The sequence below is a fragment of the Cellulomonas sp. A375-1 genome, from assembly GCF_001040865.1.
In the GTDB taxonomy this organism is placed as follows: Bacteria; Actinomycetota; Actinomycetes; order Actinomycetales; family Cellulomonadaceae; genus Cellulomonas; species Cellulomonas gelida.
Window position 1 is genome coordinate 56,225 of the sequence record NZ_LFKW01000065.1, and the last position, 2,092, is coordinate 58,316.

The 2,092-nt window shown below is 74.8% G+C and carries 3 protein-coding genes; 2 read left to right on the forward strand and 1 reads right to left on the reverse strand.

Annotation, left to right across the window (positions count from 1 at the left end; all coding sequences use genetic code 11):
- Positions 1–815, reverse strand: an 815-nt coding sequence (locus CWIS_RS07640; protein WP_082156296.1) for a glutamyl-tRNA reductase, incomplete at its 3' end; no start/stop codon positions are given.
- A 57-nt stretch (positions 816–872) separates the two neighbouring features.
- Between CWIS_RS07640 and hemE the strand changes: the two genes are divergently transcribed.
- Entirely contained in the window at positions 873–1,931 is a 1,059-nt protein-coding gene (gene hemE, locus CWIS_RS07645) for a uroporphyrinogen decarboxylase (protein ID WP_048342658.1), read from the forward strand.
- A 7-nt stretch (positions 1,932–1,938) separates the two neighbouring features.
- Positions 1,939–2,092, forward strand: a 154-nt coding sequence (locus CWIS_RS18005) for an NAD(P)-binding protein (RefSeq protein WP_156186588.1), incomplete at its 3' end; no start/stop codon positions are given.

The window sequence follows — 2,092 nt, forward strand, 5'->3', positions numbered from 1 at the left end:
TGCGCGCTGCCGGACCTGGCCTGCGCCAGAGCGTCGACCGTGAGCACCGCCCCCGCCGCGCCGGAGCACGCGACGACGAGGTCGACGCACGTGAGCTCGTCGGCGAGATCGGCCCCCGCGGGCACCGACGTCACGCCGCGCGCGGCGGCGAACGGCGCGGCACGTCCGCTCGGTGAGTAGACGCGCACGTCGCGGCAGCCGCGCGCCTTGAGCGCCGCGAGAGAGGCGCCGGCGTACGAGCCGGTGCCGATGAGCACGCACCGCACCTGGTCCCACGCGACGAGGTCGCGCTCGGCGATGTCGAGCGCGACGCCCACCACGGACCGGCCGGTCGAGCCGAGGCCCGTGTGCTTCTCGACCGTGCGGGAGACGCGCGAGGCCGCCTGGAACAGGCCCTCCAGCGCGCTCGTCGTGGTGCCGTCCTTGCGTGCGGTCGTCAGCGCGCGCCGAACCTGCCCGGCGATCTCCCGCTCGCCGACGACCATCGACTCGAGCCCGCTCGCGACCGCGAACAGGTGCGCGGCCGAGTCCGTGCCGACCTCGACGGCGAGGTGCGCGGCGACGCTCGTCGGGTCGTAGCCGGACCGGGCGGCGACGGTGGCGGCCACGGCCTCGCGCGCCTCGGGTGCGTGGGCGGCGTCGTCGACGTCGAGGTACAGCTCGAAGCGGTTGCACGTCGCGAGCACGACGGCACCGCAGATCGAGGGGGACGCACCGACGAGCTCACGGCCCACGGCGTGCACGTCCGACGAGAGACGCTCGAGCACTCCGAGGTCGAGATCACGGTGCGATGCGACGAGGGACAGCAGCACCACGTGCTCGATTCAACCATCCGGGCAACCCGGACAAGAAATGTCAGGCACAATCAACGGATGCTTTCCGCTGGTCATCCGCTCGTCGACGGGCGCACGTCACATTCTCCGCTGGTGCTGGCATATTCCGGTCAGCGCCCGCAACGCCTCCCGGTGTGGTTCATGCGACAGGCCGGGCGCTCCCTACCGGAGTACCGCGAGCTGCGCGTGGGCACCGCGATGCTCGAGGCGTGCCTCGACCCGGCGCTCGCCTCCGAGATCACGCTGCAGCCCGTGCGCCGGCACGGGGTGGACGCGGCGATCTTCTTCTCGGACATCGTCGTGCCGCTGCGGCTCGCAGGGGTCGACGTCGAGATCAAGCCCGGCGTCGGGCCCGTCATGGGCGCGGCCGTCCGGACGGCCGACGACGTCGCGCGCCTGACCGAGCTGACGCTGACCGACGAGGCGCTCGCGCCCGTCGCGGAGGGCGTCGCCCGCACGGTCGCGCAGCTGGGCAGCACACCGCTGATCGGCTTCGCCGGTGCGCCGTTCACGCTCGCGGCGTACCTCGTCGAGGGCGGCCCGTCGCGCGACCACCTGGCCGCCCGCACGCTCATGCACGCCGACCCGCAGACGTGGCAGGCGCTCACGCGCTGGACCGCGGAGGTCACCGGGGCGTTCCTGCGGGCGCAGGTGCTCGCGGGCGCGTCGGCCGCGCAGCTCTTCGACTCGTGGGCCGGCGCGCTGTCCCTCGCCGACTACACCGCGCACGTCGCCCCCGCGTCCGCCCGAGCGCTCGCGTCCGTGGCGGACCTCGACGTGCGGACCGTGCACTTCGGCACCGGCACGGGTGAGCTGCTCGCGGCGATGCGGGACGTGGGCGCCGATGTCGTCGGCGTCGACTACCGCATCCCGCTCGACGAGGCTGCGCGGCGTGTCGGGGGCGGCACGCCGCTGCAGGGCAACATCGACCCCGCACTCCTTGCGGCGCCGTGGCCCGTGCTCGAGGCCCACGTCCGCGACGTCGTCGCGCGCGGGAAGGCCGCCCCGGCGCACGTGGTCAACCTGGGCCACGGCGTGCCGCCGAGCACGGACCCGGCGGTGCTGACGCGCGTCGTCGAGCTCGTCCACTCGCTGTGAGCCGGCGATGAGCGAGCGTGCGGCGGACGAGGAGTGGGGCGCGGTCGTCGTCGGCGGAGGGCTGGCCGGGCTGGTGGCGGCGCGCGAGCTGCTGCGGGCCGGGGTGCGCACGCTCGTCGTCGAGGGGCGTGACGCGGTCGGCGGCGCGGTGCGCGGGCACG

Coding starts and splice junctions, on each gene's coding strand:
- hemE (WP_048342658.1), top strand. CDS start 873: ATGCTTTCCGCTGGTCATCCGCTCGTCGACGGGCGCACGTCACATTCT.